Origin of the sequence: Duganella sp. CF402 (assembly GCF_900109645.1) — a bacterium.
Lineage (GTDB): Bacteria > Pseudomonadota > Gammaproteobacteria > Burkholderiales > Burkholderiaceae_D > Rugamonas.
Map to the genome: position 1 here is coordinate 102,483 of NZ_FOBG01000001.1, position 24,721 is coordinate 127,203.

Here is a 24,721-nt window from a genome sequence, read left to right on the forward strand (position 1 = left end):
ATGACATCTGGCGGGCCCCTGCGCATTGTGGCATGGTCAACCTGGTCAGGTCGGGAACGAAGCAGCCACAGCCGTTCACCATAAGTGCCGCAGATCAGGCTCGCCTCCTTATTCAAAGAAAAAGCTCCCCTCGGGGAGCTTTTTTTTATTCCGAATCCAGCTCGGCTTCGAACGGTCGCTCGGATGCGACCATCAGTGGATTCTCCTTCAGCAGCGCCGAGTCGGGCTTCAGCTTGATCTGGTGCTTGGCATCGGTGTTGTAGGTCGCGCCGCCTACCTTCAGCTGGGCCGGGTGGTTGAACTTGAATACCACCACCTTGACGCTCGGCGCGAACATGCTCAGCGCGCCAGCCATTTTCTTGATGGCCTGGTTCATCTGGCCGACGCTGCTCATCACTGGCGCGTAGTTCCACTGCAAGCCCTCCGGCAGTGGCGTGACGGCGTCATAGCCGACGGCCGACTTTTCGCCTTTCGGCAGGCTGGTCATGACTTTGGCGTCGTCCGTCATCCATTTTGGATTCGGCACCAGCGTCATGCGGTAGTCCGGCGACAGCGCCGGTAGTTGCTGGCGTTCGCCGCCTTGCACCACGGTCAGCACGACGTCGGACGGCTTGATGCTTTTATTTTGCGGTTTGACGGTCAGGTAGAGGTTGACCTTGTCGCGTTCGGCGGCCGGCAGGGCGTAGAACTTGTCGAGGCGCAGGTCCTCCACCAGTTTTTTGTAGGGATGCCATTCGCGTTCATCGGCGTGGGCGGCGAGGGACAGCAACAGCAGGGGAGTCAGGGCAAGTTTTTTCATTTTTGGCATGTTAAAAGAAAAACAAATTGTAGGGCGAAAACGCAGACTTACCTAATCCAGTCGCGACTTGTTACAATTGCCGCTTTGGCACCCGCGATACGGTAAAATCCCAGCATGTCCTATCAAGTCCTCGCCCGTAAATATCGCCCCCGCAACTTCGAAACGCTCGTCGGCCAGGAGCACGTGGTTCGCGCGCTGACGCATGCTTTGCATAGCGGCCGGCTGCATCACGCCTATCTGTTCACCGGAACGCGCGGCGTGGGTAAAACCACCTTGTCGCGGATCCTGGCCAAGTCGCTTAATTGCGTCGGGCCGGATGGCAATGGCGGCATCACCGCTACGCCGTGCGGCGTGTGTGAGGCGTGTACCGCCATCGATGCGGGGCGCTTTGTCGATTACATCGAGATGGATGCGGCGTCCAATCGCGGCGTCGATGAGATGGCGCAGTTGCTGGAGCAGGCGGTGTACGCGCCGACCAATGCACGCTTCAAGGTCTATATGATCGACGAGGTGCACATGCTGACCAACCACGCCTTCAACTCGATGCTGAAGACGCTGGAAGAGCCTCCGGAGCACGTCAAGTTCATTCTGGCGACCACCGATCCGCAGAAGATTCCTGTTACCGTGCTGTCGCGCTGCCTGCAGTTCAATCTGAAGCAGATGCCGCCGGGGCACATCATCGGCCATCTGGAAAATATTCTCGGACAAGAAGGCATTACCTTTGAGCAGCCGGCTTTGCGCCTGCTGGCCACGGGTGCGCATGGTTCGATGCGTGATGCTTTGTCGCTGACCGATCAGGCGATTGCCTACGCCGCCGGTGCGGTGACGCTGGACGCGGTGCAAGGCATGCTTGGTGCGCTCGATCAGTCGTACCTGATTCGCTTGCTGGATGCATTGGCAGCGCAGGATGGCGCCGATCTGTTGGCCGTGGCCGATGAGATGGCCACGCGCAGCCTGTCGTACAACGGCGCCTTGCAGGATCTGGGCACCTTGCTGCACCGGATCGCGCTGGCGCAGACGGTGCCGGCCGCCTTGCCGGAAGATCTGCCGGAGTATGCGGATATCGTGCGCCTCGCAGGTTTGTTTGACGCGGAAGAAGTGCAGCTGTATTACCAGATCGCAGTGCATGGCCGCAATGAGTTGGGCCTGGCGCCGGATGAATATGCCGGCTTCTCGATGACCTTGTTACGGATGTTGGCCTTTCGCCCCGGCGTAGGCGGGGCGGAGGGACAAGCAGCGGCAGCACCGGCGGTATCGCGCCAGGCGGCGATGGCTTCGGCCCGCGCCGCAGCGGGCGCCGCACCGGCGCGCGCGGCCGCCAACGTACAAGCGAGCCACGCCAGCGTGGTGCCGCCGTCGGTCATCGCCGGCGCCGCCGCGATGGCGCGCGAAGCCGCATCGCCAGTGGCCGTCGCCGCGCAAGCACCCGTCGCGCCGCAGCCAGCCGCTGCACCGTCGCCAGCTGCTGTCGTGCAACCGCCGGTCAGCGCGGCACCTGCGCCAAGCGCACCGCCGCCAGCACCTCCGGCCGCCGCGCCAGCACCCGCAGCGCCGATCAGCACCGCGCGTGCCGCGATCAACGCTGCGTTGGAAGCGGCTCGCGCCGCGTCGCGTCCGGGCGGCGCACGTCCGGCCGCCAGCGCACCAGTCGCAGCGCCAGCGCCAGAAGCACCGTCGTCGCCTCCCAGCGTAAGCGCCGCTTCGACGGCGCCAGTACCATCCGCGCCGCAAGCTGTCGCGCCGCAAGCGCCTGCCGCCGTGCAGACTCCTGCTGCCGCGCCAGCGCGTCCGGCGCCGTGGGAAGACATGCCGCCAGCCGCTGACGGTGGCGCTGCCGTTCTGGAAGCGCCGGCCCGCGTGGCACCGCCTGCGGCTGCTCCGCAGTACGTCGCGCCTGCGCCGCAAGCCAAAGCCAAGCCGCCAGTCGCCGAAGACGACGACCTGCCACCGTGGGTCACCGAATTCTCCGACGACTCCGCCATGCCAGCCCAAGGCGCCGCGCATCCATACGCACCTGAGCCAGCGACGCAAAGCCAAAGCGCGCCGGCCCAGCAAGCGAACGATCCGCACGCCATCGCCATGCCGGCCCGCGCCGCGCCGGCGCCAGCCAAGGCGCCATACGCCTACGTCATCACGCCCGTTCCCGAACTGAACTGGGACGGCAACTGGCCAGCCGTGGCCGCCGCGCTGCCACTGCGCGGCACCGCCCAGCAACTGGCGATGCAGGCCGAAATGGTCAAGTGCTATTTCGAAGGCAATGCCTTCGTGATCGCCCTGCGCGTGCCGATCGAAACCTGGCGCACTCCCGGCAACATCGAAAAACTGACCACCGCGCTGACCGAGCGCTTCAGCCGCACGGTGCGTGTGGACAGTGAACTGGGCGCCGTCTGGTACACCGCCAGCGCCGAGGCGCAAGCCTACCGCGAAGCCTGCCAGCGCGCCGCCGAGGAAACCATCGCCAACGATCCTTTCGTGAACAGCATGATCCGCGAACTGGACGCCTGGGTTGTCCCAAGCTCCATCGTGCCGCCACAGACCAGCGCGGCTGCGGCCGCCTGATCGCCCCCTTAAACAACTTACCGCAATACGGAGAACTCCACCATGATGAAGAACCAACTGGCCGGCCTGATGAAACAAGCCCAGGCAATGCAAGACAATATGAAAAAAGCCCAGGACTCGCTGGCGCTGATCGAAGTCGAAGGCCAATCGGGCGCCGGCCTGGTCAAGGTCGTGATGACCTGCAAGAACGACGTCAAGCGCGTGTCGATCGACCCGTCGCTGCTGGCCGACGACAAAGACATGCTGGAAGACCTGGTGGCCGCCGCCTTCAACGACGCCGTGCGCAAGGCCGAAGCCACCGCCGCCGAAAAGATGAGCGGCCTGACCGCCGGCATGAACCTGCCGGCCGGCTTCAAGATGCCATTCTAAGGAACCATGTCCAAGTCGCTGGAGTTCCTGACCGAAGCCTTGCGCCGCCTGCCCGGCGTCGGTCCCAAGTCGGCCCAGCGCATGGCGTTCCACCTGCTGCAGCATGACCGCGAAGGCGCGGACATGCTGTCGCGCGCTTTGCATCAGGCGGTCAACGCCGTGCATCACTGCGCGCTGTGCAATACCTTCACCGAAGAAGACGTCTGCGACACCTGCAACGACGAGTCGCGCGACCGCCGCCTGCTGTGCGTGGTCGAGACGCCTGCCGATCAATTGATGATCGAGCAGACCCTGACTTACAAGGGGCTATACTTCGTGCTGATGGGCCGCCTGTCGCCGCTGGACGGCATCGGCCCGAAAGACATCCATCTCGAAAAACTGGTGGCGCGCGCCGCCGACGGGCTGGTCACCGAGGTGGTGCTGGCCACCAATTTCACCAACGAAGGCGAGGCCACGGCCCACTACATCTCCGAGATGCTGAAGGCGCGCGGCCTGCGCGTGAGCCGTCTCGCACGCGGCGTGCCGGTTGGTGGTGAACTCGAATACGTCGACGCGGGCACCATCGCCCGCGCCATGCTGGATCGAAGGGCGACATAAATGAGCAAGAACACTTCCGGTCCGCTGGCCGGCATCAAGGTACTGGAACTGGGCACGCTGATCGCGGGCCCTTTTTGTGCGCGCATGCTGGCCGAGTTTGGCGCGGAAGTGATCAAGGTCGAGTCGCCCGACGGCGGCGACCCGATCCGCAAATGGCGCGTGCTGAAGGATGGCACGTCGCTGTGGTGGTCGGTCCAGTCGCGCAATAAAAAATCGCTGACGCTGAACATGAAGCATGCGCAAGGCCGCGAGATCGCGCGCAAGCTGGCGCTGGAAGCGGACATCATCATCGAGAACTACCGCCCCGGCGTGCTGGAAAAATGGGAGCTCGGCTACGAGCAATTGAAAGCCGTCGATCCTTCGACCATCATGGTGCGCCTTTCCGGCTTCGGCCAGACCGGGCCGATGAAGGACTTGCCGGGCTTCGGCGCCATTGGCGAATCGATGGGCGGCCTGCGTTACGTGTCCGGACACGCCGACCGTCCGCCGGTACGCGTGGGCGTATCGATTGGCGATTCAGTGGCGGCGCTGCACGGCGTGATCGGCGCCATGATGGCGCTGCGCCACCGCGACGCCACCGGCGGCAAGCTGAAAGGCGAGGGCCAGATGGTGGACGTGGCCCTGTACGAATCCGTGTTCAACCTGATGGAATCGCTGGTGCCGGAGTTCGACCATGCGGGCGTGGTGCGTGAGCGCACCGGCGGTTCGCTGCCGGGCATCGTACCGTCGAATACCTACACCACAAAGGATGGCGAGAACATCGTCATCGCCGGCAATGGCGATGCTATCTTCAAGCGGCTGGTGCTGGCGATGGGCCGCATCGATATGGCCGGCAATCCGGAGCTGGAGCGCAACGACGGCCGCGTGAAGCACACGCAAATGATCGACGACGCGATTCAAGCGTGGTGCGACACGCAGACCATCGACAGCGCATTGGAAGTGCTGAAAGCGGCCGACGTCCCGGCCGGCAAAATCTACTCGGTGCGCGACATGATGAGCGACCCGCAATTCCTGGCGCGCGAGATGTTCGAGCAGCACCAGTTCGCGGACGGTACGCCGGTCAAGCTGCCGGCCATCTCGCCGAAACTGTCGGCCACGCCGGGCCACACCAAGTGGCTGGGGCCAACGCTGGGCCAGCACAATGACGAAGTCCTGTCAGCCCTCGGCTACAGCCCCGATGCCATCGCTGCGATGAAGCAGGGCGGCGTGCTGTAAGGCCTGGCCGGCCAGCATGCGGTGGATGGAGTCGGGCGGGGAGGGATGGCCGAGGTAGTAGCCCTGCACCATGTCGCAGCCGTATTGTTCCAGTAGCACCAGCTGGGCGTCGGTTTCCACGCCTTCCGCCACCACGGCCATCTTCAGGCCATGCGCCATCGCGATGATGGCGCGGGTGATGGCGGCGTTCTCTGAATCCAGCGGCAGGCCGCTGATGAAGCTCTTGTCGATCTTGAGCGCGCGCACATCGAACCGTTTTAGATAATTCATCGACGAGTAGCCGGTGCCGAAATCGTCGATCGACAAGTACACGCCGATGCCGCGCAGCTGTTCCAGCGTCACCATTGTGGCGCGTGCGTCGTCCATCAGCGTGCCTTCGGTCAGTTCCAGTTCCAGCAGTTCGGCCGGCAGGCCGCTGTCGTGCAGCGCCGACAGCACGCTCTGGGTCAGGTTTTCATCCTTGAACTGCTTGGCCGATAAATTCACCGCCACCCGCACCGGCGGCTTGCCCGGCAGTTGCCATGTGGTCGCTTGCTGGCAGGCGGCACGTAGTACCCACTCGCCGATCAGTACGATCAGGCCGGTTTCTTCGGCCAGCGGAATGAACTCGGTCGGCGAGATTACGCCGCGTTCGGGATGGCGCCAGCGCACCAGCGCTTCAAAGCCGACGATGCGCGAGCTGCACACGTCGATTTGCGGCTGGTACAGCAGGTACAGCTCGTCGTTCTGCAAGGCCTTGCGCAAGCCGACCTCGAGCTTGACGTGGCTCATGATCTGCATGGTCAGCGACGAGCTGTACAGCTTGGCGTTGTTCTTGCCGCAGTTCTTGGCGTGGTACATGGCGGTGTCGGCGTACTTGAGCAGGGAGTTGCAGTCCTCGCCGTCTTCCGGATAGAGCGAGATGCCGATGCTGGCGGTGACGAAGATTTCGTTCGCGTCCAGCAGGAAGGGGCGGCGCATGGCTTCCTTTACGCGGTGCGCGACATTCAGGGCGTTCTCCACCCGTTCCAGATCCGGAATCAAAATGGTGAATTCATCGCCGCCCAGCCGCGCCAGGTTGGTGGCGGCCTCGGTGCGCGACACCAGGTCGCCCGGCCGCGTGGTTTCGCGCAAGCGCTCGGAGACGGCTTTCAGCAGGTGGTCGCCGACGTCGTGCCCGAGCGTGTCGTTGATGCGCTTGAAGGCGTCCAGGTCCATGAACAGTACGGCGAATTTCTTGTTGGCCTTGCGCGAGCGTACCAGCTCGGCTTCCAGCGTTTCGAGGAAGGCCTGGCGGTTGGGGATGCCGGTCAGCGAATCGCAGTAGGCGAGACGGCGGATCTGTTCCTCGCTGCGCTTGCGCTCGCTGATGTCGCGCACCAGCCCCAGCACTTCATCCGGCCCGGTGGCCACCAGCCGCGCTTCGAAATGCCGCACCGGCATTGGCGCCGGATGCTCGCCTTGCCGCGCGCGCGGCGCCGGGCCGGGCGTGGGCAGTTCGTAGTCGAGCGAGCGGATGTGCTGGGTGTCGAGCACGTTGTGCACCTGCTCCATCAGGTGGCCGGCGATGTCGGCCGGCAGCACCTGGCTCAGGTGCTGGCCCACGCACAGGTCGCTGGCGAATACGCTGCTGGCTTCGTGGCCTTGTTCGTAGTCGAGGTAGTAGCCATCCTTGTTCATGCGGAAGAAGGTGTCGGGGATGGCGGCCAGTACCGCGCGGTGCTGGGCGTCGGCGATGCGCAGGCGGCTGATGGCGTCGCTGGCGCGCAGCACGTACAGCACGCGATGGCCGAGGATGGGCCAGTTGATTGGCTTGGAGACGAAATCGGTGGCGCCGGCCTCGTAGGCATGGGTCACCGATTCCAGCTCGTCGCCGCCGGTGACCATGATGATGGGCACGGCCGAGTGGGTTTCCAGCTGGCGGATGGCGCGGCACACGGCAAAGCCGTCCATGCCGGGCATGTCGACGTCGAGCAGTACCAGGTCGGGTGTGATGCTTTGGAAGCAGGCCACGGCCTTGATGCCGTCTTCGGCTTCGATGGCGTCGAGGCCGACTTGGGCCAGCATTTCCAGCATCAGCAGCCGCATGGTGGGGTCATCGTCTGCGACCAATACCAGGCCGCGCTTGGGGGAAGTTGCCATGATCAGGTTTCCTTTTCCAGGAGAGCTCCCAACGCCTGCCGCGCGGCCTGGAAAGAGTGTTCCATGTCAGCCAGCAGTGGTGCGGCGCCGGCGGTGGTGTGGTTGCGTCCGAGTTGTTCGAGTTCTTTGCTGCGTGCGGCCAGCGCTTCGGCGCCGACGTTGGCAGCGCTTGATTTGAGGCTGTGTGCGGCCTTGCGCACTTGTTCTGCATCGCCAGCCGCGATGGCGCGTTGCAGCGCCTGCAGCTGGGCCGGCGTGTCGTGCAGGAAGGCGTGCACTACGCGTTCCAGCAGGGCGTCGCCGTTGGTCGCGCTCAGCGCGCGGATGTTGTCCAGCGCCTGGTGGTTGATGGCGCTGCCGTCCATCGGCGCGATGGTCGTTGGCGATGCGGCGACCAGCGGCGGGGCGGCCTCGGCGGCTGGGGCCGCGATGCGGGGCAGGCTGATCCAGCGCGACAGGGTCTGTCCCAGCGCTTGCTGGGTGAAGGGCTTGCTCAGGTAGTCATCCATGCCGGCAGCGAGGCAGGATTCGCGGTCCCCCTGCAGTGCGTTGGCGGTGATGGCGATGATGGGCATGCTGCGCGCCCGTCCGCGCTGCTGCTCGTGGCGGCGGATTTCGGTGGTGGCGGCGAAACCGTCCATCACCGGCATCTGGCAATCCATCAGGATGGCGTCGAAGTCATCGGTTTGTACCGACAGCAGGGCCTCCTCGCCGTTGCGGGCGCGGCTGACCTCGAGGCCCAGTCCTTCCAGCATCGCGCTGGCCACTTCGACGTTGACCGGATTGTCTTCAGCGAGCAGCACCTTGCGCCGCTTGCGGCTGCGTGCGCCCGGTGCGGCGTCGATGGCGCCGGGTCCGGACGGCAATGGGCCTGCTGGCAGGCGCAGCGCGCCTGCCGCGTCCGGCGCGGTAGGCGGCTCGGCGGCGGGGCGTGACTCGCGTCCGCGCAATGGCAGGGTGATGGCGTCGTGCAGGTCGCATTCGCGGACCGGCTTGATGAGCTGGAAGGCCACGCCCGCTTCGCGCTGCTGCACGCTGTCGGCCGCGTTGCGCTCGGTACTCAGTAGCAGCAGGCGTATGGCGGCCAGCGCCGGTTCGCGGTGGATGGCGGCGGCCAGCGCCAGGCCGCTGGTGCGCGGCTGTTCCATCTCCAGCAGCACGGCGTCGTAGGTACAGCCGGCTGCCACCGCCTGTCGTAACCGGGGCAGGGCGTCGCTGGCGGTGGCGCCGGCGCAGGCGATGCGCCAGGCCGCCAGTTGCCGCTCCAGTGCGGCGCGGCTGGCGGGATGTTCGTCGACAATCAAAACGCGGATTCCCTGGGTGGCGGTGGATGGATCGTCGCTGTCAACACGACGTTTATCAAAATTTACGGCAAACCAAAACACCGATCCTTGAGTTAGCGCATGGTCGACGCCAATAACGCCTCCCATCAGCTCCACCAGTTGTTTTGAGATCGCCAAACCGAGGCCGGTACCGCCGTGCTTGCGGGTGGTCGAACCGTCGGCCTGCGAGAATGAATCGAAGATGCGCGCACGCGCTTCGGACGACACGCCGATGCCGCTGTCGTGCACCTCAAAGCGCAGGCCGACGGTTTGCGCGTCTTCATGCGCCACCCGCACCCGCACCGTGATCTGGCCGCTGTCGGTGAACTTGATGGCATTACCGAGCAGGTTGAAGATGACCTGCCGCAGCCGGTTCGGATCGCCGCAGATGCTGAGCGGGAGGTTGTGGGCGATCTCCAGCTCCAGGCGCAAGCCCTTGGCCTGCGCCTGCGGTGCGAACACATTGTCGATATCGTCCAGCAGGTCGCGGAAATTGAAGTGGATGTATTCCACCGTCAGCTTGCCGGCCTCGATCTTGGAAAAATCGAGGATGTCGTTGATGATGACCAGCAGATGCTCGCCGGAGCGCTTGACCATGCTGGTGTAGTGGCGCTGCTGCTCGCTCAGGCGCGTGGCCAGCAGCAATTCCGTCATGCCGAGTACGCCGTTCATGGGCGTGCGGATTTCGTGGCTCATGGTGGCGAGGAAGGCGCTCTTGGCCTGACTGGCCGCTTCGGCCGCGTTCTTGGCTTTTTCCAGCTGTTCGGTGCGCACGCTGACTTGCCGTTCCAGCTGGTCGCGGTACTGCGCCAAGGCAGCGTCGCGGCCTTCCACTTGCGCCAGCATCTCGTTGAAGCTGTCGATCAACGCACCGAGCTCGTCGCCGCGCTGGTGCAGTATGCGCGGTGTGGCCTGCCCCCGGCTGACCTGCTGCGCCGCCGTCATCAGCTGGCCGACCGGCTCGGCGATGCTGCCCTTGAAACGCGCCGCGGTCAGCAGCGCCATCACGAACGACAGCGCGGCGGCCACGATGGCGGCGCCGAGATTTTTCAGCACATCGAACCAGATGCGGGTTTGCGCGGCTTCCAGCATCACCACGCCAGTGGCGTCGTCGCCGTTGCGCAGAACGTGATAGACGCGCAGGGACGGCGCCCACGGCAGGCCGCTGGGTTCGCTTCGTGCTGCGTCATCGGCTTGCGGTGCGGGCAGGGCGTCGGGACCGGCTTGATCGGCCGGCAGGCGTGGCGACAGGTAGCGCGCCAGCAGCTTGCCGCTGCCGTCGTACAGCGCGGCTTGCAGGATGTCGTCGTCAAGCGCGAGCGTGGCCAGCACCTGCCCGGCTTGGTGGCGGTCGGCATACAGCAGCGCGGTCTTGCTGCTGTGGCCGATTACACCAGCCAGCACGGTCAGCTGCTGCCGCGCATCGTCGCTGCGGCTGAGCGCCGAGGTAGCGGCGAACGCGACGAGGACCAGCAGTAAGGCGCTGCCGGCCGAGAGCACGGACATGATCGTGAGTTTCATCGCGTAGGCCCATTCAACAATGCCAATGAGAAAAATATATGCATCAGGCAAGCTCGGCTTTGATCTGGATCTAATGCAGGCACGTTTGCGCTATCTCAAACAACGCCGCGACGGGCGTCGCAAGCTATGGAGATGGAACGCAAAAAAATCTTGTTTGTGGCGGAGGCAGTGACGCTGGCGCATGTCGGCCGTCCGCTGGCGCTGGCGCGCACACTGGACCGGCAACGCTACGACGTGCACTTCGCTTGCGCACCCGGCTACGAGCCGTTTTTCAAGGATGCGCAACTGCGCCACTGGCCGCTGATCAGCATTTCCAGCGCGCGCTTCCTGGCGGCGCTGGCGGCCGGCAAGCCGGTGTACGACGCACGCGCGCTGCACCAGTACGTGCTGGACGACATGCGCCTGTTGCAAGCGGTACGGCCGGATGTGGTGATCGGCGATTTCCGCTTGTCGCTGTCGGTGAGCGCGCGGCTGGCGGAGGTGCCATACGTGGCGCTGGCCAATGCGTACTGGAGTCCGTACGTGAACCAGCACTACCAGGTGCCGGCGCTGCCCTTGTCGCGCGTGCTGCCGATCGCGCTGGCGGACCGGCTGTTCCGGCTGGTGCGGCCGCTGGCGTTTGCCTTGCATTGCCGGCCGCTTAACCGCGTGCGGCGCGCGTATCGCATGCCGTCGCTGGGCTATGACTTGCGGCGCATCTACACCGACGCCGACCACGTGCTGTACGCCGATATTCCGGAAATGTTCCCGGCGCACGACTTGCCGATCACGCACGCTTATCTCGGCCCGGTGACGTGGTCGCCGCCGACCGAGCCGCCGTCGTGGTGGGACGCCTTGCCCGACGGGCGCGAGCTGGTCTACGTCACACTGGGCAGTTCAGGGCAGGGCGCCTTGTTGCCGCGCATCCTGCAGGCGCTGGCGCCGCTGCCGGTGACGGTAATGGCCGCTACCGCCGGCACCATCGAACCGGGCCTGTTGCCGGACAATGTGCACATCGCCAGCTACCTGCCCGGCGAGCAGGCGGCGCAGCGCTCGCGGCTGGTGATCTGCAACGGCGGCAGCCCGACCTGCCAGCAGGCGCTGGCGGCCGGCGTGCCGGTGCTGGGTATTGCCGGCAATCTCGATCAGTACCTGAACATGGCGGGGGTGGTGCGCTCCGGCGCCGGCGTGCTGTTGCGCTCGGATCGGCTGGAGGAACAGGCCTTGCGTTCAGCGGTGCTGCATTTGCTGCATGACCCGGAGCCGCGCACTGCGGCGGGACGGGTGGCGGAGCATTTCCAGCGCTACCACGCGGGTGCCCGGCTGACCGCCCTGTTGGCGCAGCTGCCGGGCCAATAAAAAAACGGACCGGGGTGCCGGTCCGTTGGGAAAGACCGCTGCTGCGGTCACGACTGTACTTTGCGGCGCGTGCCCAGCGCGAGGCCCGCAAAGCCCAGGCCGATCAGCGCCAGGGTGGCAGGCTCCGGAATGGTGGCGAAGCTCTGCGAGGAATCCACTTTGAGGAAGGGCACGGTGGTGGGCGTGGCGCCGTCCCACATCATGGTGGGGTTGAAGAACGACGGCACGTTGGTGGTGCCGGTGAATTTGTCGATGAAGATGCTGCCGCTGACGACATCCAGGTAGTTGTTGTCCACGTAGTCGATCATGAAGCGCGAATCGAACGAGCCGGTGCCGACCGCGCCGCTGGCGCTGAAGCTGGCTTCGTTGAACACCAGGTGGCCGGACAGGATCAGGATGCCGTCGCCATCGCTGCCGGCGCCGGCGCCGCAACCGGCCGACGTGACGCCTTCGCCATAGCAGCGTACCGTGGCGCCGCCATTACCGGGCACAGCCTTGCTGCCGTCGGTGATGCGGTCGAGATAGATGGCGACGTTCTGCACGCCGGCGTGCGCGGCGTCCACATCCATCGCGGCCGACTGCGTGGCCGGCATGCCGAAGTTGACGGTGGTGGCGGTCTGCGCGGTGACCAGTTCCTGGAAGCGCACCACTTTGCTGATTTCAAACGTGGTGTTCAGCCCGGCGGGCGTGACGATGGCCGGGATGTTGCTGTTGGACATAGTGCCGACCACCATTTGCGAGCGCAGTTCGGTCAGGTACGGCGCGGCGCCGCCGGGGCCGACGATCTGGCCGGGAATGAAGCCGGTGGCGAGACCGGTGTCGGTGACGTTGGTCCACAGGTCGGCGTAGGTGGTGTAGGTGCCGGTGCCGGTGGGATCCAGGCCGAGGGTGGGGGCGGCGCTTGCCGTCAGCGGCGCCGCCAGCGCGGCCGCCAGCAGGGCGGCGGCCAGCGCAGGTTGGGTGATTTTCATAAGTGCTCCTCGAAGAAGGCCACGGGAATCGAAGCCGTAGCGTTCAAAGAGCAAAACCCTTGCCAGTGCTGGTGCGCTTTTAAAATCAAGGACTTGCGTGCCGTGCCAGCGCTGGGTGTAAAAAAATCCGTCAGGCCGGGGCGGCCTTGATGCGGCGCGCCGGAATGCCGCCCCAGATTTCGCCGGCCGCGATCTGGGTATCCTTGGTCACCACCGCGCCGGTCGAGACGATGGCGTTGTCGCCGATGCGCACGCCGGCCATCACCACCGCCTTGGCGCCGATGGTGACGGTGTTGCCGATGTGGACCGCCTTGAGTTCCAGCCGCGCGCCTTCGATCACATGCGCGAACACCACGGCGTCGTGGCCGATGATGGTGTTGCTGCCGATGTGGGTCAGCGGCGGGTCGAGCAGGGCGCCGGCGCTGTAGGTGTTGGCGCCCAGCCGTGCGCCCAGCGCCAGATAGATCAGGCGCTGGATCGGCACCGGAATGAAGTGAGTGCGGATCAGCGAGTTGAACAGCAGCAGGTAGAACAGGATGTTGACGTTGGCGGCCAGCTCATGGCGCGAGTGCTCGGGTACGTCGCCTTCATGCAGCGGCAGCACCAGCAGGAAGCAGCGGTAGATCAAAAACGCGTACAAGTAGACCAGCAGCAGCGCCACCGCGACCAGCGTGACGCCGCGAAAATCACCCAGCGGCAGCGCGCCGAACAGCAGCGCGGTGGTGCCCACGGCCAGCGCCAGGATCAGCGCCAGCAGGCCAAGGAAGACGGCCACCTGGCCGGGCTTGATGGCGCGCATCACGGACTCCCTGCAGGCACCAGCAAGTCGCGCAAGGGCCGGCGCAGCGAGCGCGACGCGGCCGGTTCGCCGGCGCCGATGCGGCCCATGAACACTGCCGCCTCCCAGTCCTGCTGGCCGACCAGCGCTGCACCCTGGCGCGACAGTTCCGCCGCGCGTTCCTGCATGCCCGGCGTGGCGGAAAACACGCGGCCTTCGCGCACGTAGCGCGAGAAGATCAGCGGCGTCATCTCCGGTTGCAGTTGCAGGCCTTGCGCCGTGGCCGTGAGCCAGAAGCGCTGCATGGCGCGGCCGGCGGCGATGTAGTCGTCCATGCGCTGCGGCCGGCGCTCGGCCACCAGCACGAAATGGGCGGCGCAGGCCAGACCGGGAATCAGGTCCATCTGCAGGCGCGGCGCCAGCGTGCCAGCCAGCCAGGTGTTGAAGAAGTGCACACGCCGCCAGTCCTGCATCACCCAACGCATCAGCTTGGTGGTCATGGGGTCCGCGCCCAGCGCCTGGTCGGGCATGCGGTCTTCGCTGTAGCGGGCGTTCCATTCGATGACGGACTTGTGCACGCGGTGCGCTTCCGGCATGGTCAGGCGCAGTTTGGCGTTGCGGAACATCAGGCGCGCGGCGGCGCCGCGCTGGCTGCCTTCCAGCCAGTGCACGCGATAGCCTGCCGGCAGCGCGATGTTGAGCGCGGATTTTTCCGCTGCCGTCAGCGCGCGGCGGCCGAGCGCGCGGCGTTGCACGCTGCGCGCCAGAATGGCGTCGGCCAGCGGATCGGGCTCAAGATCCGGCGCAGGCAGGAATTCGATGCTGAAGGTGGGCCGGGTATCGGGCGTGTCGGTGTGGCGCATGGCGCGCATCTCGAGCTGGAGAGTGCTGGCGGCAATGGCCATTGTCTCCAGCAGGGCGCCAATCGACATCTGGCTCGGATGGCCGTCGAGGTCGTAGACGCAATGGTCGCGCGTGTCGTGGCCATGCACCACCAGCCGGCGTTCATCGAGCACCTCGAAGCGCCACGGTTGCGTGTTGTCGCCGCTCGGCGCCCAGCGCGCCAGTTCGAGGATTTGTTCCAGCGTTGCGTCCAGGCGCAGCTCCATCTTGCTCATGTCTTCGCTCCAGGCCGTCGTCGCCGCGCCAGCATCATGGCCAGCCGCTGCAACGGGTTGCGGTTGCCGCCGGGGCGCCAGGTGCGCACCAGCTTGTTGCGGAAGGCGTCGAACTGGTAGCCCCACGGGGCGGCCCGCACGTCGCCGCGTTTCAGTAAAATCTTCAGCGCCTCGGTGGCGGCCGCGCCGGCGCACAGCTCGCAGCCCATGATGGTAGACGGACCGCGCTGTTCCTTCAAGTTGATGCTGGACGGATCGACCAGGTAGCCGCCATGCAGCCCGGCCGGCGCCAGCCCGACCAGGAAGCGCAGGGCTTTTTCCATGTCCGGTTTATCGCCCCAGCCGAAGTATTCCTCGAACGTCATGTGGCCCGGCAGGAAGTTCAGCACCGCCGTGCCCATGCCCAGCGGCGCCGCCGTGATGGCCGGAATGCCGAGCCGCGCGCAGGCCGCAAACGCCGCCTGCCGCGCGCCGAAGGCAAAGAAGTCGAGGCCGTCAACGTACAAGTCTACACCCTCGAAGAAGTCGGCCAGATTGTCTTGGCTGACGCCGGCGGGGAAGCGCACCAGCTTGAGTTCGGGATTGATGTCGAGCGCCATGCGCGCCAGTACCTCGACCTTGGGCTGGCCCAGCGACGACATGGTGGCGCCGACCTGCCGGTTGAAGTTGGCGATGTCGAAGGTGTCGAAGTCGGCAATGTGGAAGCCGCCGATGCCGAGCCGTGTCAAGGTGAGCAGGTGCACGCCGCCGACCCCGCCCATGCCGGCGATGGCAATGCGTTTGTTGCGCAAGGTGGCCTGTTCGGCCGCTGTGACCCAGCCGATGTTGCGTGCGTATGCCTGTTGGTAAATGTAAGCCATCTTGATTAGATGGCTTGGGAGGGAAAAAGTTCCGCTGTGGGCGCGTCATCCCGGCGCAGGCCGGGATCCATGCTGAGCTTGCGTCGTCTCAGGCGTTCTATGGTTTCCGGCCTACGCCGGAATGACGGGGCTGGCTCAGCAACAACCGCCGCGCTTGCCTGCGCCGCCGTAACGCGCCTCTTGCCGTTCGCGGAAGAATTCCTCGTACGTCATGTACGGCTCGCCGGGATGGGTGGTTTCCCGGTGCGTGACGTAGGCATCGTAATCAGGCAGGCCCATCATCAGGCGCACGCTTTGCCCGAGGTAGCGGCCGGCCTTGGCGATATCGCTGAACATCACTGCACCTTGGCGGTCAGGACCATCGGGCTTTCGTTGGCCGTCGGCTTGCTGTTGGCGCGCGCGCGCAGCACGGTGCGGGCGCCAAAGATCAGCACGCTCAGGACCACGATCACGAAGAAGCCAGCCAGCGAAGCGTCGAGGTAGTCATTGAAGATCACCTGCTGCATCTGCGCCACCGATTTGGCCGGGGCCAGAATCTTGCCTTCATCCAGCGCGCCCTGATACTTGGCGGCGTGCGCCAGGAAGCCGACTTTCGGATTGGCGTCGAAGATCTTCTGCCAGCCGGCGGTCAGCGTGCACAGCAGCAGCCACACGGTCGGCACGATGGTCACCCAGGCGTACTGGCCGCGCTTCATCTTGAACAGCACGCAGGTGCCGAGGATCAGCGCAATCGCGGCCAGCATCTGGTTGGCGATGCCGAACAGCGGCCACAGGGTGTTGATGCCGCCCAGCGGATCAACCACGCCCTGGTACAGGAAGTAGCCCCAGGCCGCCACGCACAGGCCGGTCGCGGTCAGGTTGGCGAAGGTGTTTTCGGTTTTCTTCATGGCTGGCACGAAGGCGCCCAGCAAGTCTTGCAGCATGAAGCGGCCGGCGCGGGTGCCCGCGTCAACGGCGGTCAGGATAAACAGCGCTTCGAACAGAATCGCGAAGTGGTACCAGAAGGCCATCATCTCGCGGCCACCCAGCACGCCGGACAGGATGTGAGCCATGCCCACTGCCAGGGTCGGTGCGCCGCCGGCGCGCGAAATGATGCTGTGCTCGCCAACATCCTTGGCGGTCTGCACCAGCATTTCAGGGGTGATGTAGAAGCCCATCTGCGATACCGCCTGCGCGGCGGACTCGGCCGTGGTGCCCAGCAGCGCGGCCGGCGAGTTCATCGCGAAGTACACGCCCGGATCGATGGTCGAAGCGGCCACCAGCGCCATGATGGCGACGAAGGATTCCATCAGCATCGCGCCGTAGCCGATGAAGCGGGCGTGGGTTTCGTTCTCGATCATCTTCGGCGTGGTGCCGGACGAGATCAGCGCGTGGAAGCCGGACACGGCGCCGCAAGCGATGGTGATGAACAGGAACGGGAACAGCGAGCCAGCCCAGACCGGACCGGTACCGTCGATGAACTTGGTCATCGATGGCATTTGCAGGTGCGGCGCAACGATCAGGATGCCCAGCGCCAGGCCGACGATGGTGCCGATTTTCAGGAAGGTCGACAGGTAGTCGCGCGGGGCCAGCAGCAGCCACACCGGCAGCACCGAGGCGACGAAGCCGTAACCGATCAGCATCCAGGTCAGTTCGGTGCCGGTGAAGGTGAACATCGGCGCCAGCGCCGGGTTCTCCTGCACATACTGGCCGCCGAAGATGGCGGCCATCAGCAACACGAAACCAATGATCGACACTTCACCAATCTTGCCGACGCGGATGTAACGCGAATACACGCCCATGAACAGGGCGATCGGGATAGTGGCCATCACGGTGAAGCTGCCCCACGGCGAGCCGGTAAGCGCCTTCACCACGATCAGCGCCAGCACCGCCAGGATGATGACCATGATCATGAAGGTGCCGAGCAGGGCGATGTTGCCCGGAATCGGACCCAGCTCCGACTTGATCAGGTCGCCCAGCGAGCGGCCGTCGCGGCGCATGGAAATGAACAGCACGATGAAGTCCTGCACCGCGCCGGCAAACACCACGCCGGCCAGGATCCACAGCATGCCGGGCAGGTAGCCCATCTGCGCGGCCAGCACCGGGCCGACCAGCGGACCGGCGCCGGCAATCGCGGCGAAGTGGTGGCCGAACAGCACGTACTTATTGGTCGGCACGTGGTCGAGGCCATCGTTGAGCTTGTTGGCCGGGGTCATGCGGCGCGCGTCCAGGCCCAGCACCTTGTCGGCGATGTACAGGCTGTAGAAGCGGTAGGCGATCAGGTAGACGCAGACGGCAGCGATCACGATCCAGATGGCACTGATCGACTCGCCGCGATGCAGGGCCACCACGCCCAGCGCCGAGGCGCCGGCCAGGGCCAGCGCGGCCCAGCCCAGCTTGCTGGCCAGGGTGTTCGGTACAGTATTCATTGTGTCCTCCAAGGGTGTATTTTTACTTATGATGAGTATTCAGGATTGTGATATCACCCGCAAGCGCAGCACTACGCAAGGCCGGTGCGTAGGACTACGTAGGCCAACGGCCGGGCTGGAGCGTAGAATGCGGGCTATCAGAATAGGACCGGGGGCGGGGCGATGAAGTTGCGGCAAAAAGTGCTATTTCTGGCGATCGCGCCGCTGATCCTGGCGCTGTGCGCGATTGCGCTGGCGGTGCGTCACCAGTCGGTGCTGCTGGCCGAGCAGCAGCGCGCCACCATCCAGCAGGCTTACCTGAGCAGCAAGGAGGCCGAGCTCAAGCACTACGTGGCGCTGGCTTCGCATTCGATCGCCCGCCTGTACGATTCCGGCCGCGACGACCAGGCCACGCGCGAGGAGGCGATGCGCATCCTGTCCTCGCTCAGCTATGGCGACGACGGTTATTTCTTTCTGTACGACATGCAGGGCAACACCCTGATGCATCCGCGCCAGCCGGAGCTGGTCGGCCAGAACCTGCTGGGCCTGCGCGATGAGCATGGCCAACTGACCATCCAGAACTTGCTGCAACGGGCCAAGGCGGGCGGCGGACTGGAACGCTACATGTGGGTCAAGCCGTCCACGCATAAGCCGGTCGCCAAGCTCGGCTACGTGATCGCCATGCCGAAATGGGGCTGGATGATGGGCACCGGGATTTATCTGGATGATGTCGATCAGGCGCTGGCCAAGGTCGACGTTCAGCAGTCCCGCAACATCCACAACACCATGCTGTGGATCGCCGGGATTGCGATTGCCGCCGCCGTGGCGGTGGCCAGCTCTGGCGTGGCCTTAAACATTAGCGAACTGCGCGTGGCCGACGCCAAGCTCAAGGAATTGGCCCAGCGCGTGGTCGAGTCGCAGGAAGAGGAGCGGGCGCGGCTGTCGCGCGACCTGCATGACGGCATCAGCCAGTGGCTGGTGTCGATCAAGCTGCAAATCGAGGCCGGCATGATCCGCTTATCATCCGGCAAGCCCGAGCAGCAGCAGGCGGCGCACGCGGTGTTCGAGCACGCTGCCGACCAGCTCAGCAACGTGATGGCCGAGGTGCGCCGCATTTCGCACAACCTGCGCCCGGCCATCCTGGACGACCTCGGGCTGGCCGCCGCGCTGCAGCACCTGACCAAGGAGTACACCCTGTCGAGCGGAACCCCGGTACACTTTGAAGCGTCCGGCTGCACCGACGCCTTGCCCGATGTCGCCAACACCGTGCTGTTCCGGCTGGCACAGGAAGCGCTGACCAATATCGAACGCCATGCCGGGGCCAGCAGCATTAACATTACGCTGGCCGGCGAGGCGGACGGCGTCACGCTGCGCATCCGCGACAACGGCCACGGCTTCGACGCCGAGGGCATCGCCCTCCATCCCAAGCGCGGCATCGGCTTGCGCAATATGATGGAGCGCATGGACGCCATCGGCGGCCGCTTTGAAATCATGTCGTCCACCGACGGCACCATAGTGACGGCCTACGCCGCAAACAACAGTTAAAGATGACGATGAATACGATCAAGATCCTGCTGGTAGACGACCATCCCCTGGTGCGCGACGGCCTGCGCGCGCGGCTGGAAGCCATGCCGCAATTCGAGGTGGTGGCGGAAGCCGGCGGCGCGGCGGAAGCGCTGGAGCAGGCGGCCCGCCACCCGGTCGACCTGGTGCTGATGGATATTAATATGCGCGGTACCAACGGCATCGAGGCCACCGCCCAGTTCAAGCAGGCGTTCCCGCATATCGCGGTGCTGATCCTGTCGATGCACGACAAGGTGGAATACGTGTCGCAAGCGATCCAGGCCGGCGCGCGCGGCTACGTGCTCAAGGATGCACCCGGCAAGGATATCGTGGTGGCCATCGAGACCGTGATGTCGGGCGGCATCTACTACAGCGCCGCACTGGCCCGCCAGCTGGCCCAGCCGCAAAACCAGGACAACCAGCTGACCTCGCGCGAGCACGAGGTGTTGCGCCACATCGCCAACGGCGAGTCGAACAAGCAGATCGCCCGCGCGCTCGACCTCAGCGTGCGCACCGTGGAAACCCACCGCCTCAACATCAAGCGCAAGCTGGGCATTGAAGGGCAGGCCGAGCTGATCCGCTTTGCCGTGCAAAATGCACAATAGATGTGGCAAAAATACCGACGTGCACTTCTAATCCCGTTGAGCATTTCTTAACAGTACGTGTTTCTACGGCAAGATCTGATATATTCCTGCTCGACCGCAGATAACTGTGAAGTAAAGAAACGTTTCGCGCGCCGTCAATTGGTCCTATACTGGTAATATTGCTAACTGCTTAATATCTTGGTGGTATTTGGTTGCTTTAAGTCAAGTGTTGGTCTAAGATGGTGCGGATAACCTCGATGAGATATTGATGTCTGCGCCTGAAATCAGCCCGTTTCCACTGGTGGAATTACAAGCAGTATCCAACGCTCATAACGAGTGGGTGGCACTGACTTTTGAATTTGCGCAGCACGATGGCGACGCCTTCCAGGCCGCCCTGACGCTGTTGAAAACGCCCGACGTGTTTGCCGCGTTGGCGCCGCTCGATTGCATCCTTCCCGTACCGCATCCGCAGTTGCTTGAGCAGTCCCAACTGGAGACGCTGCAAGCCAACCGCATCATCCTGCGCGTCCCGGCCGCCGCCTGCGCCGACGCCGCGATTCAAAAGAAACTCTCCGCTTATGCCGATGCCGGCTACCGCATCATGCTCGATGGCGTGGCCGAAGGCTCGGCCGCCACCATGAGCGGCGCGCGCGGCCTGATCTTCGACGCAGCGCTGACCCTGCCGCCGACGCTGGCGCTGGTGGCCCAGCCGGGCCCGCACCTGGCCACCGGCATGGGCAGCGAGGAGCGCATCGCCGAATGCGCCAAGGCCGGCTTCAGCTGGTTTGCCGGCGACTTCGCGCTGCATCCGCACCACGACAACAACCTTGGCGACGGCACCTCGCGCAAGCGCCTGCTGGCGCTGCTGGGCCTGCTGGCCCGCGACGCCGATTCGCGCGAGCTGGAAGTGCTGCTCAAGCAAGACCCGGCGCTGGCCTACCACCTGCTCAAGCTGGTGAACTCGGCCGCGTTCGCGCTCAGTTCGCCGATCCACAGCTTCGGCCAGGCCATCAACGTGCTGGGTCGCCGCCAACTGCAGCGCTGGCTGCAACTGCTGTTGTACGCGCGCCAGCAGGACGACGGCATGGCCAATCCACTGCTGCCGCTGGCGGCAGTGCGCGCCTCCATGATGGAAGGCCTGGCCAAGTCGCTGGGCTGGGACCGCGACCAGCAGGACATGGCCTTCGTGGCCGGCGTGTTCTCGCTGCTGGACGTGCTGCTGGCCATGCCGATGACCGAAATCGTCGCCGCGCTGAGCCTTGATCTGGACGTGGTGCGAGCGCTGCTGGACCGCGCCGGTCCGCTGGGCGACCTGCTCAAGCTGGTAGAGCAACACGACGCCGCCAGCCTGGAACAGGCCGGCATCTCCCACGAAACCTATTGGGAAGCGCAGTTGCAGGCTTACCACTGGGCGATCCAGGTGAGCAGGAATATCTAAACCATGCTCGCGCAACCCGTCTCCGACTTCCTGGGCAACAGCGCGGCTCTCTGCGACGCGGTGTTGCGCCTGCGCGGCAACGCCCTCAGCGAAGAACTGGGACGCATCGTGCGCGCGGTGATGAACAGTCCGCTGGGCGAGTACGTGCCGGCCGATTCGTTCTCGGTGCTGTTGCCGCCGCCGACAGAGCCAGTGCAGGCGGCCAACGACGACGCGGTGCCGACCCTGAGCCAGGACATCCGTTTCGACAACCACTACTTCGGCCGCTTCATCGTCTCCGGCCGCGCACAGTACAGCGATCTCGATCGCCAGCACCTGGCCAGCCTGGCCAGCCTGGCGGCCAGCGTGCTGCAAGTGCATTCGGTGGCGCAGCGCACCACCCACGCCTACGTGCAGGTCGAGGCCAAGCTGCAGCATCAGGCGCAGATCCTGGACCAGATCCACGAATCGGTGCTGACGATGGACATGAACGGCTTCATCATCAGCTGGAACAAAGGCGCGGAGCGTCTGTTCGGTTACACCGCCGTGGAAGCGGTGGGCCGTAACATCCTGTTCCTCTACGATGACGAAGATATCGGCTTCCACGACGACTTCCTGGAGCAGGGCGGGCGCCTGATGGAAGTGCGGCGCAAAAAGAAAAGCGGCGAAGTGTTCTGGGCCAGCCTGTCGCTGTCGCCGCTGTGCGACATCAACGACCGCTCGATCGGCCTGATCGCCTACCTGACCGACATCACCGAACGCAAGATGGCGGAGGAACGCATCCACCACCTGGCCTACTACGACGCGCTGACCAACCTGCCGAACCGCACCCTGCTGACCAAGCTGGTGGACCAGGCCCTGACGGTCGCGCAGCGCAACAAGGCGCACGGCTGCGTGCTGTTCATCGACCTGAACCGCTTCAAGCTGATCAACGACACGCTGGGCCGCAAGATCGGCGACGAACTGCTGGTGGAAGTGGCGCGCCGCTTCCGCACCGTGCTGCGCGACCAGGACCTGGTGGCGCGCCTGGGCGGCGACGAATTCGCGGTTGGCCTGTTCGACATCGGCCAGCACTTCGAGGCCAGCATGGTGGCGCAAAAGCTGCTCGCCACGCTGAACGAAGCCATCCTCATCGACGGCCACGACTTGCGCGTGGGCGGCAGCATCGGCATCAGCGTCTATCCGCAGGATGGCAATGATGCGGAGACCTTGCTGCGCCTGGCCGATATCGCCATGTACCGCGCCAAGCAAGAGGGCAGTGCGGATGGCGACCACGTGGCCTTCTACAGCCAGGACATGAATCAGGGCATGCAGGAGCGCATGCGCATCGAGACCGGCTTGCGCAACGCGCTCGGCAACGGTGAACTGCTGCTGCACTACCAGCCCAAGTACGCCATCGAGGATGGCAAAATCATCGGCGCCGAAGCGCTGGTGCGCTGGCGTCATCCGGAGCGCGGACTGGTGCCGCCGTCGGAATTCATCCCGCTGGCCGAGGCCACCGGTTTGGTGGTGCAGGTGGGCGAGTGGGTACTGGAGACCGCGTGCGCGCAGGCGCAGGTCTGGAAAGATGCGGGACTGCCGCCGATCCGGCTGGCCGTCAACGTGTCGGCGCGCGAATTCACGGCGGCGCTGCCGGGGCGTGTCGCCGATACCTTGAAGCGCTACGGCCTGGAGCCGTCGTGGCTGGAACTGGAAATCACCGAGAGCACGCTGATGCACAACATCGACCGCGTGATCGGCATCATGGACCGGATTACCGCGCTCGGCGTGACCTTGTCGCTGGATGACTTCGGCACCGGGTATTCGTCGCTGTCGTACCTGAAGCGCTTCCCGATCGATACGCTGAAGATTGACCGTTCCTTTACCATCGGGATTCCGGGCGACACCAACGACTGCGCGATTGCCAACACCATCATCAGCATCGCCCAGCAGCTGAAGCACAAAGTGATAGCGGAAGGCGTGGAGACGGTGGAGCAGCTAGCCTTCCTGAAAAATTCCGGCTGCAATGAGGTACAGGGCTACCTGTTCTCCAAGCCGCTGGAAGCGGACGAATTCGAGCGCGCTCTGCGCGAGAACTGGGCGCCGGGAAGGGCAAGCCGGGCAGCGTGAGCGGGAATGGGTGGTCTTGGGGCCAGAAATCTGTATAATGTTGCACACTTAGGAAACGTGGCCGAGTGGTTGAAGGCAACAGTCTTGAAAACTGTCGACGGGTGAAACCGTTCGTGAGTTCGAATCTCACCGTTTCCGCCAGGATAATAAAATAAACCGCCCATGAGGCGGTTTTTTTATTTCCTGTCGCAATTTTGAGCAGGAATGAAAAACGGCCCGGTCGACAATGCGACCGGGCCGTTAGCGGCTGATTTCAGGCGGTGTTACTTGTTGCTCTTGCGCTTGCGGGCTGCAAAGCCGAGCAGGGCCAGGCCGCTCAGCATCATGCCATACGTCGCTGGCTCAGGTACGGCCGAGGTGAACAGACGGTAATTGCTGATGCCATGTGGCAGGTTGTTCAGCTCAAAGGTAGTATCGGCGGTGACTGGAGCGTTGAATTTGAACAGAATGTCGCCCTGACCGTAGTGGACCGACATATAAGTCGTGTTCGCCAGCACGCTGAACGAACCGCTGGTATCGTCAGCTTTCAGCAGCGACAGCGAACCCACGCCGCTGGTCGGCAGGCTGTACTTGCCGGTGATCGCGCTCAGCATCGTGGACGCGCTTTGGTCGTGCACGCCGTTGTTGTCGCCATCGTAAACCCACACGCTTTGGACGTTGGCCGTTGGCGTAGTGGTGTAGGTGACAGTCTTCGAACCAGCCTGGAAGCTGCCGCCCGGATTGGCCGTGTAGACCCAGCCAGGCGCCGGTGCAGGCGTCGGAGTTGGAGTTGGCGTTGGAGTCGGCGTCGGCGTGTCGATGTGGCCTGGTGCGTTGCCCGAGTTACCTGGGGCTGGGGTAGGAGTCGGCGTAGGCGTAGGCGTTGGAGTCGGCGTCGGGGTCGGTGCATGACCTGGCGCATTGCCCGAGTTGCCTGGGGCCGGAGTTGGAGTCGGCGTCGGGTCCGGCTTTTTTGCGAACGCTGGAGCGACAGCCAGGGACGTCATCACCGCAAACGCGGCAATATGCTTGGACTGGATCATGGTTTTTCCCCGCAGAATTTGATGTTGAATTTTGGAACTGCTTCTATTTTTTAGGAAATATATCACGGCTT

At 64.5% G+C, this 24,721-nt stretch carries 19 protein-coding genes, 1 tRNA gene and 1 other RNA gene; 11 read left to right on the forward strand and 10 right to left on the reverse strand.

Going from position 1 to position 24,721, the window contains the following annotated elements:
- Nucleotides 1-9: 9 nt before the first annotated feature.
- Nucleotides 10-108: signal recognition particle sRNA small type (gene ffs, locus BMZ70_RS00470), an RNA gene on the forward strand.
- Nucleotides 109-145: 37 nt separating this feature from the next.
- Here the strand turns inward: ffs and BMZ70_RS00475 are convergent.
- Entirely contained in the window at nucleotides 146-799 is a 654-nt protein-coding gene (locus BMZ70_RS00475) for a hypothetical protein (RefSeq protein ID WP_092268646.1), read from the reverse strand.
- A gap of 114 nt (nucleotides 800-913) precedes the next feature.
- Between BMZ70_RS00475 and dnaX the strand changes: the two genes are divergently transcribed.
- The 4 genes from dnaX to BMZ70_RS00495 are packed head-to-tail and all read left to right on the forward strand — an operon-like array spanning nucleotide 914 to nucleotide 5,539.
- Complete coding sequence (gene dnaX / locus BMZ70_RS00480) at nucleotides 914-3,358, forward strand: DNA polymerase III subunit gamma/tau (RefSeq protein ID WP_092268648.1); 2,445 nt, start codon at nucleotides 914-916, stop codon at nucleotides 3,356-3,358.
- Between the two features lie 42 nt (nucleotides 3,359-3,400).
- On the forward strand, nucleotides 3,401-3,727 hold the full coding sequence (locus BMZ70_RS00485; RefSeq protein ID WP_092268650.1) for a YbaB/EbfC family nucleoid-associated protein: 327 nt from the start codon (nucleotides 3,401-3,403) through the stop codon (nucleotides 3,725-3,727).
- Between the two features lie 6 nt (nucleotides 3,728-3,733).
- The gene (recR, locus tag BMZ70_RS00490) at nucleotides 3,734-4,324 is read left to right on the forward strand and encodes a recombination mediator RecR (protein ID WP_092268651.1); all 591 of its coding nucleotides are present in this window, start codon (nucleotides 3,734-3,736) and stop codon (nucleotides 4,322-4,324) included.
- Entirely contained in the window at nucleotides 4,325-5,539 is a 1,215-nt protein-coding gene (locus BMZ70_RS00495) for a CaiB/BaiF CoA transferase family protein (protein ID WP_092268653.1), read from the forward strand.
- On the opposite strand, the gene BMZ70_RS00500 is transcribed toward BMZ70_RS00495, so the two are convergent.
- Both BMZ70_RS00500 and BMZ70_RS00505 read right to left on the reverse strand, forming a co-directional pair.
- Nucleotides 5,480-7,660: a putative bifunctional diguanylate cyclase/phosphodiesterase gene (locus tag BMZ70_RS00500; RefSeq protein WP_092268655.1), complete on the reverse strand. Its 2,181-nt coding sequence runs from the start codon at nucleotides 7,658-7,660 to the stop codon at nucleotides 5,480-5,482. The two genes, BMZ70_RS00495 and BMZ70_RS00500, sit on opposite strands and share 60 nt — an antisense overlap.
- A 2-nt stretch (nucleotides 7,661-7,662) precedes the next feature.
- Nucleotides 7,663-10,503: a hybrid sensor histidine kinase/response regulator gene (locus BMZ70_RS00505; protein ID WP_092268657.1), complete on the reverse strand. Its 2,841-nt coding sequence runs from the start codon at nucleotides 10,501-10,503 to the stop codon at nucleotides 7,663-7,665.
- A gap of 132 nt (nucleotides 10,504-10,635) precedes the next feature.
- Here BMZ70_RS00505 and BMZ70_RS00510 point away from each other — a divergent pair, with 132 nt between their 5' ends.
- Nucleotides 10,636-11,841 carry a glycosyltransferase gene (locus BMZ70_RS00510; protein WP_092277353.1) on the forward strand — a complete coding sequence of 402 codons (1,206 nt, stop codon included), beginning with the start codon at nucleotides 10,636-10,638 and terminating at the stop codon, nucleotides 11,839-11,841.
- Nucleotides 11,842-11,888: 47 nt separating this feature from the next.
- Here BMZ70_RS00510 and BMZ70_RS00515 read toward each other — a convergent pair whose 3' ends face one another.
- From BMZ70_RS00515 to BMZ70_RS00540, 6 genes are all read right to left on the reverse strand, one after another.
- On the reverse strand, nucleotides 11,889-12,812 hold the full coding sequence (locus tag BMZ70_RS00515; RefSeq protein ID WP_092268658.1) for a PEP-CTERM sorting domain-containing protein: 924 nt from the start codon (nucleotides 12,810-12,812) through the stop codon (nucleotides 11,889-11,891).
- Nucleotides 12,813-12,942: 130 nt separating this feature from the next.
- Nucleotides 12,943-13,611, reverse strand: a complete 669-nt coding sequence (locus tag BMZ70_RS00520) for an acyltransferase (protein WP_092268660.1) — start codon at nucleotides 13,609-13,611, stop codon at nucleotides 12,943-12,945.
- Nucleotides 13,611-14,708 (reverse strand): nitroreductase family protein, encoded by a 1,098-nt coding sequence (locus tag BMZ70_RS00525; RefSeq protein ID WP_092268662.1) that lies wholly within the window; start codon nucleotides 14,706-14,708, stop codon nucleotides 13,611-13,613. The genes BMZ70_RS00520 and BMZ70_RS00525 overlap by 1 nt, the downstream gene beginning before the upstream one ends.
- Nucleotides 14,705-15,568, reverse strand: a complete 864-nt coding sequence (locus tag BMZ70_RS00530; RefSeq protein ID WP_092268664.1) for a ThiF family adenylyltransferase — start codon at nucleotides 15,566-15,568, stop codon at nucleotides 14,705-14,707. Before BMZ70_RS00530 ends, BMZ70_RS00525 begins: the two co-directional genes overlap by 4 nt.
- 135 nt (nucleotides 15,569-15,703) lie before the next feature.
- Nucleotides 15,704-15,904, reverse strand: coding sequence for a YbdD/YjiX family protein (locus BMZ70_RS00535; RefSeq protein ID WP_092268666.1), 201 nt, complete (start codon nucleotides 15,902-15,904; stop codon nucleotides 15,704-15,706).
- Nucleotides 15,904-17,976, reverse strand: coding sequence for a carbon starvation CstA family protein (locus BMZ70_RS00540; protein ID WP_092268668.1), 2,073 nt, complete (start codon nucleotides 17,974-17,976; stop codon nucleotides 15,904-15,906). Before BMZ70_RS00540 ends, BMZ70_RS00535 begins: the two co-directional genes overlap by 1 nt.
- Nucleotides 17,977-18,138: 162 nt before the next feature.
- Here BMZ70_RS00540 and BMZ70_RS00545 point away from each other — a divergent pair, with 162 nt between their 5' ends.
- The 5 genes from BMZ70_RS00545 to BMZ70_RS00565 all read left to right on the forward strand — a co-directional run bounded on the left by BMZ70_RS00545 (nucleotide 18,139) and on the right by BMZ70_RS00565 (nucleotide 23,769).
- A complete protein-coding gene (locus tag BMZ70_RS00545) occupies nucleotides 18,139-19,500 on the forward strand; it encodes a cache domain-containing protein (RefSeq protein ID WP_092268669.1) in 1,362 nt (453 codons plus the stop codon).
- A 2-nt stretch (nucleotides 19,501-19,502) separates the two neighbouring features.
- On the forward strand, nucleotides 19,503-20,123 hold the full coding sequence (locus BMZ70_RS00550) for a response regulator (protein ID WP_092268671.1): 621 nt from the start codon (nucleotides 19,503-19,505) through the stop codon (nucleotides 20,121-20,123).
- A 247-nt stretch (nucleotides 20,124-20,370) separates the two neighbouring features.
- Nucleotides 20,371-21,540, forward strand: coding sequence for an EAL and HDOD domain-containing protein (locus tag BMZ70_RS00555; protein ID WP_092268673.1), 1,170 nt, complete (start codon nucleotides 20,371-20,373; stop codon nucleotides 21,538-21,540).
- 3 nt (nucleotides 21,541-21,543) lie between these two features.
- A complete protein-coding gene (locus tag BMZ70_RS00560; protein WP_092268674.1) occupies nucleotides 21,544-23,628 on the forward strand; it encodes a putative bifunctional diguanylate cyclase/phosphodiesterase in 2,085 nt (694 codons plus the stop codon).
- A gap of 51 nt (nucleotides 23,629-23,679) precedes the next feature.
- Nucleotides 23,680-23,769: transfer RNA gene (locus BMZ70_RS00565), tRNA-Ser, on the forward strand.
- A 122-nt stretch (nucleotides 23,770-23,891) separates the two neighbouring features.
- Here the strand turns inward: BMZ70_RS00565 and BMZ70_RS29155 are convergent.
- Nucleotides 23,892-24,650 carry a PEP-CTERM sorting domain-containing protein gene (locus BMZ70_RS29155; RefSeq protein ID WP_092268676.1) on the reverse strand — a complete coding sequence of 253 codons (759 nt, stop codon included), beginning with the start codon at nucleotides 24,648-24,650 and terminating at the stop codon, nucleotides 23,892-23,894.
- Between the last annotated feature and the right edge of the window lie 71 nt (nucleotides 24,651-24,721).